We start from the raw sequence: 4,069 nt of genomic DNA, 5'->3' as shown, positions 1-4,069 counted from the left end.
GTTGTCGATGCTGCAGGGCGAAGGGCTGGTGGCGCCGATCGGCAATGCGCGCCTGCGCGCCACGGCCGCCGGCATGATCGTGCTCGACGCGGTGGTCGCCGATCTGGCGCGCTAACCCTTGAAGAACGTCCTTTTCGTCTGCAGCCAGAACCGCTTGCGCAGCCCGACCGCCGAACAGGTGTTTTCAACGCGCCGCGATATCGAGGTGGCCTCGGCCGGAACCAACCACGATGCCGACACGCCGCTGACGCATGAGCTGGTCGCTTGGGCCGACATCATCTTCGTCATGGAAAAGGCGCACCGCACCAAGCTGCAGAAGAAATTCAGGGCCAGCCTGAAGAAGGCGCGTGTGATCTGCCTCGACATACCTGACGATTATGAATTCATGGATCTGGAGTTGATTGGCCTTCTGAAGGCACGCGTTTCACGGTATCTCGGTTAAGACGCAATCCGCGAAGGCCACCCGCATGAACCTGACCGTATCCTCCTGGCAATTCTGGGCGCTGCTCTCGGCTGCATTCGCTGCCCTGACGGCGATCTTCGCCAAGGTCGGCATCGAGAACATCAATTCCGATTTCGCCACCTTCATCCGCACGATCATCATCCTGATCGTGCTCGGTGCCATCCTGCTCGCCAGCGGCCAGTTCCAGTCGCCGGCTACGATCTCGGGAAAGACCTGGGCTTTCCTCGCCCTGTCCGGTCTGGCGACCGGCGCTTCATGGCTCTGCTATTTTCGCGCCCTGAAGATCGGCAATGCGGCGCAGGTGGCGCCGATCGACAAGCTAAGCGTCGTGCTTGTGGCGGTGTTTGGCGCGGCCTTTCTCGGCGAGCGGTTGTCCGGAGCGAACTGGCTTGGCGTCGCCCTTATCGCGGCGGGTGCTGTGCTGGTCGCCTATCGAGGGTAGTTGCGCGCCATGGCGTGCGTTCTTCGTTTCAAGACGGGTGATGAAGATATCGAAGCGATTGGGCATCGTCCGGTCAGTGCTCCGTCGTGCTGTCGGGTTTGTTGTCGGAAAGGCTGACGTTCGTCGGCAAGGTGCTGGCGACGCGCTCTTCGGTCAGGCTGTGCTCGGTCTTGGCAGACGGGCGCTTGTCCCTGGGGGTGGCAACGCGGTTGCGGCCGGCATAGTAGGGCTCGAAAGCGTCTTGTATCTTGAGGCTGTCCATCCTGTCCTCCTCCGGAATCAGGGGGCTAATCTGCCAACGCCGGTTTGGTTCCCCACTGTGGCAAAGGAAAGGCGAATTCCTTACATCGGCGTCAGCTTTTGCAAGCCCGCGTCAGCCGTGCCAAACAGGGTCGAACGGAGACTTGATCAGTGACCGCAGAGACGGGCAAGCGCAGCTATGTGGTCGGGCAGACCGAGATCGCGGCCCGGCCGCTGGAGCCGGCGCTCTATCTGGTGGCGACGCCGATCGGCAATCTCGCCGACATCACGCTGCGCGCGCTGGAGACGCTGGCCGCCGCCGACATCGTCGCTTGCGAAGATACACGGGTGTCGCGCGTGCTGCTCGACCGTTATGGCATCCGCCGCCGCACCACAGCCTATCATGAGCATAATGCCGGCGAGGCCGGGCCGAAGCTGATCGCGGCGCTGCAGGCCGGACAGAGCGTGGCGCTGATCTCCGATGCCGGCACGCCGCTGGTGTCCGATCCCGGCTACCGGCTGGTCGGCGAGGCGCTCGACCACGGCATTCGCGTCGTGCCTATCCCCGGCCCATCGGCGCCGCTCGCGGCGTTGACCGCATCCGGCCTGCCCTCCGATGCCTTCATGTTCGCCGGATTTTTACCGGTGAAGACCGGGCAGCGGCTGACGCGGCTGGAGGCACTGAAAGCCGTGCCGGCGACATTGATTTTCTTCGAATCGCCGCGCCGGCTGGCCGAATCCCTCGGTGCCATGGTCGAAGCGCTGGGCGGCGAGCGCAAGGCCGCGATCGGCAGGGAATTGACCAAGACCTTCGAGGAGATGCGAACCGGCACGCTGCAGGCGCTGGCCGACCACTATGCCGCGGCCGATACGCCGAAGGGCGAGATCGTCGTCTGCGTCGCTCCGGCCGAGGCCAGGGTCGACGAACCCGCCGACATCGACCGTTTGCTTCTGTCGCTTGCCGCCGAGATGCCGGCCTCCAAGGCGGCGGCGGAAGCCGCGAAGATGACCGGCGGCCAGAAACAGGCGCTCTATCGGCGATTGCTGGAGCTCAAGGATGCTTCGGGAGAAAGCGACGGTGGCTGAACGCCCGAGCGCCAGCCGCCAAAAAGCCTATCGGCGCGGCCATCGCAGCGAATGGCTGGCGGCGGCAGCGCTGATGCTGAAGGGCTACCGGATCCTGGCGCGCCGCCACCGCACGCGCTTCGGCGAGATCGACCTGATCGCGCGGCGCGGCGACCTGGTGCTGTTCGTCGAGGTCAAGGCGCGCCGGTCGCTGATGGAAGCCATGGAGGCGATCGGCCACGAATCGGAACGTCGAATAGAAGGCGCGGCCGACATCTGGCTGTCGCGCCAAGCGGACTACGGCAGGCTGTCGATGCGCTTCGACATGGTCGCCGTGCTGCCCTGGCGCTGGCCGGTGCATGTCGAGAACGCGTTTTATGGGAAGAGTTAGAGGGGGCAGCCCTCCTTCATTCGTCATCCACGGGCGGAGCCCGTGGGACGAAGCGTGAGGGCCGCTACGCGGAACACTCCTCACCCCCAGATCATCAACGCCACCAACCCGACACCGCCCACCACCAGCCGCCACCAGCCGAACAGCGAGTAACCCTTGCGCGAGACGTAATCGAGCAGGAAGCGCACGACGATGAGCGCCGTGACAAAGGCGGCGACGAAGCCGACGGCGATGATCGGCAGGTCGGCGCTGCTCAGCACGTTGCGGTTCTTGAACAGGTCGAAGGCGAAGGCGCCGACCATGGTCGGGATTGCAAGGAAGAAGGAAAATTCAGCGGCCGCGCGCTTGTCGACGCCCAAAAGCAGGGCGCCGACGATGGTCGAGCCCGAACGCGATGTGCCGGGAATGAGCGACAGGCACTGGAAAAGCCCGATCTGCAGGTAAAGCCGGGTCGGGAAGCGCTCGACGTCGCGATAAACCGGCTTGAGGTTCATGCGGTCGACCACCAGCAGCACGACGCCGCCGATAATCAGCATGATGCAGATCAGCCTCGGCGATTCGAACAGCACCGTCTTTATGAAATCATGCGCCAGCGCGCCGATGAATGCCGCCGGCAGGAAGGCGATGAGGATGCCGATGACGAAATGCCTGGTCAGTCGGTCGTGCGGCAGTTCGAGCAGCATTTTCCAGAGGCGGCGGAAATAAACGCTGAGGATCGCCAGGATGGCGCCGAGCTGGATCAGGATCTCGAAGGCCTTGCCGGTCGAGTGGAAGCCGAGGAAATGGCCAGCGAGCAGGATATGGCCGGTCGAGGACACCGGTATGAACTCGGTCAGCCCCTCCAGCAGGCCGAGCAGCAGGGCTTCGACGATGGTCTGGCTTTCCATGGCTACCTCGGCATTGGCATGACGGCTGACAGAAGGGCTTGCTTGTCATGGCGTTGAAGTCCCCCTATAGGTCGCAACACCCTGACGGCCCGCTAACCGGGCGGCCAAGACTTACCGGTGCGCCCTGCGATTCGCCAGTGCGCTTTATCATCGCGGAACCATGCTGACGCTTTTCCACCATCCCATGTTCGCCACCTGTCGCTTCGTCCGCCTCGCATTCGGCGAGTATGGCGAGGAGCTGGCTTTGATCGAGGAAAAGCCGTGGACCCGGCGCAAGGAGTTCCTGGCGCTGAACCCGGCCGGCACGCTGCCGATCCTGCTGGCCGAAGGCGACGTGCCGATCGTCGGCGCGACGGTCATATCGGAATATCTCGATGAAACGCGCGGCGTGCTGAAGCGCGACAAGCGGCTGTTCGCCGAGGACCCGATGCAGCGCGCCGAAATCCGCCGGCTCATCGACTGGTATCTCAACAAGGCTGAAAGCGAAGTCACCCGCCATCTGGTGCGTGAGCGCGTGCTGAAGCCGGTCATGCCGGAAACGGCGGGCGGCGGCGCCCCCCGCTCCGGCGCCGTCCCGGCGG

Annotated in this window: 7 protein-coding genes; 5 read left to right on the top strand and 2 right to left on the bottom strand. The window is 64.2% G+C overall.

Features of this window, described 5'->3' with window-relative positions:
• Positions 1 to 118 precede the first annotated feature (118 nt).
• Positions 119 to 442 (top strand): low molecular weight protein tyrosine phosphatase family protein, encoded by a 324-nt coding sequence (locus EN994_RS20995; protein WP_013528628.1) that lies wholly within the window; start codon positions 119 to 121, stop codon positions 440 to 442.
• A gap of 25 nt (positions 443 to 467) precedes the next feature.
• Positions 468 to 905 carry an EamA family transporter gene (locus EN994_RS20990; RefSeq protein WP_013528627.1) on the top strand — a complete coding sequence of 146 codons (438 nt, stop codon included), beginning with the start codon at positions 468 to 470 and terminating at the stop codon, positions 903 to 905.
• Between the two features lie 73 nt (positions 906 to 978).
• Here EN994_RS20990 and EN994_RS20985 read toward each other — a convergent pair whose 3' ends face one another.
• A complete protein-coding gene (locus EN994_RS20985) occupies positions 979 to 1,167 on the bottom strand; it encodes a hypothetical protein (protein ID WP_013528626.1) in 189 nt (62 codons plus the stop codon).
• Positions 1,168 to 1,316: 149 nt separating this feature from the next.
• Between EN994_RS20985 and rsmI the strand changes: the two genes are divergently transcribed.
• Together rsmI and EN994_RS20975 are read left to right on the top strand one after the other, a co-directional pair.
• Positions 1,317 to 2,231: a 16S rRNA (cytidine(1402)-2'-O)-methyltransferase gene (gene rsmI / locus EN994_RS20980; protein WP_063169658.1), complete on the top strand. Its 915-nt coding sequence runs from the start codon at positions 1,317 to 1,319 to the stop codon at positions 2,229 to 2,231.
• Complete coding sequence (locus tag EN994_RS20975; RefSeq protein ID WP_063169659.1) at positions 2,224 to 2,601, top strand: YraN family protein; 378 nt, start codon at positions 2,224 to 2,226, stop codon at positions 2,599 to 2,601. Before rsmI ends, EN994_RS20975 begins: the two co-directional genes overlap by 8 nt.
• Before the next feature lie 80 nt (positions 2,602 to 2,681).
• Here the strand turns inward: EN994_RS20975 and EN994_RS20970 are convergent, their stop codons facing one another.
• Positions 2,682 to 3,488, bottom strand: a complete 807-nt coding sequence (locus tag EN994_RS20970) for an undecaprenyl-diphosphate phosphatase (RefSeq protein ID WP_013528623.1) — start codon at positions 3,486 to 3,488, stop codon at positions 2,682 to 2,684.
• Between the two features lie 160 nt (positions 3,489 to 3,648).
• Here EN994_RS20970 and EN994_RS20965 point away from each other — a divergent pair.
• On the top strand, positions 3,649 to 4,069 hold a 421-nt coding region (locus EN994_RS20965; RefSeq protein ID WP_164746049.1), incomplete at its 3' end, for a glutathione S-transferase family protein.

The sequence above is a fragment of the Mesorhizobium sp. M7A.F.Ca.CA.002.09.1.1 genome, from assembly GCF_003998555.1.
Classification (GTDB): Bacteria; Pseudomonadota; Alphaproteobacteria; order Rhizobiales; family Rhizobiaceae; genus Mesorhizobium; species Mesorhizobium ciceri.
This window is presented reverse-complemented; position numbering and strand designations above follow the sequence as displayed.